General features: G+C 39.4%; 1 protein-coding gene and 1 pseudogene. Both read right to left on the bottom strand.

Annotated elements, in window-relative coordinates:
• A partial coding sequence (locus BCT81_RS03330) for a DUF262 domain-containing protein (RefSeq protein WP_133152514.1) occupies positions 1-430 on the bottom strand: 430 nt, incomplete at its 3' end.
• 100 nt (positions 431-530) lie between these two features.
• Positions 531-1,237, bottom strand: a pseudogene (locus tag BCT81_RS03325) (type IV secretory system conjugative DNA transfer family protein); the annotation flags it as partial.

Genomic DNA, 1,237 nt, shown 5'->3' with positions numbered 1-1,237 from the left:
GATTCAGACGATGGAACAATTCATTTGGCTCACCTACTTGATAGTTCCTTATTTTATAAACCTTTAAAAGAAACTGGTCTATGTTTCTTTTTACTGCCCTTGGTAGATCTTTATATTTTAACTTATCTAAGATAGCAATCTCATCCGAGTATGGGTCAATACTTCCGTCAATAGAGAATTTGTTGTTCATAAAGTCTCGGATAGCAGTTAGTCTTTGCTGTCCATCAAGAACTTCATTTCTTCCATCAGATAATTCAACTAAATGCAGTGGAGGGATATGCCAATCCCTCAATATTGAGTCAACTAATAACCGCTTCTTTGAAGTGGTCCAGACCTCTCCTCGTTGAAATTCAGGCTTTAAATCTATTTCATCATCAATAATGTCTTGAAATATATTTTTTACCTGTAAGTTTAGCTCTTTAATTTCCATTTCTATCTAGCCCGCTTTATATACAATTTAACACAGAATAGGTTATTGCGTTAAGTATCAATGACATAGAGTGCATTTTATAGCACTCTATGGAAAAAAACTAATCAATAATCTCCCAAAATGCTTTATCCCTCATAGGAAGTATCTTCTTAGCTCCATCAATATACAGGCTGTAGTGCTTCTCTAGCTTATTGATAGTTTCCATAAGCTTCTCTTGTTCGGCTTTCTCATTTACACCAAACATTGCTTTTAGCTCTTGTGGGCGAATCTTCGCTACGCGGTGAATTACCCAGGTAAGTACATAACTTGAGTAATCGTTTTCGCCAGTTTGGAAGTGGGTAATGTCTTGCGTAGAAAGAATAACACCCACGCCATATTCACGGCCTTCCTTCAAGATCTTACGTAAGCTTGGGAAGTTCTGAGACATGAAGTTGTCGGCTTCATCCACCAAGATCATCTTAGTGATTTGACGGAAATCGCCCTGCACTTCTGGCTTACCTTTCTTCTGCATCTGCGAGTAGAAAAGGTCTAACGTAAGTGCAACAACAAGGTTTTGGATCTCTGATGGGTAACCCGCCAGTTCCACCACTGTGATGTCATCAACCAAATCATAAAGGCTCATGCACTTAGTGTTATCGTCTTCAAAAATCTCTAGCTCGTACAAGCTCTCAAGTGCCGCATATAATGAATCTTCATCTGGGTCTGTTTCAATGAACAAGTCCCACACCTGTGAGATTGTTGGAGCTGGCTTTGACCAAGTGCTTGGATCTGCTTTGCGGATACCCGCTAACTCATACGCTTCACCTA

Origin of the sequence: Vibrio sp. 10N.261.52.A1, from assembly GCF_002876325.1 — a bacterium.
GTDB lineage: Bacteria > Pseudomonadota > Gammaproteobacteria > Enterobacterales > Vibrionaceae > Vibrio > Vibrio chagasii.
The sequence above is the reverse complement of the archived record's forward strand: the minus strand, read 5'-3'. Positions and strand labels throughout refer to the sequence as shown.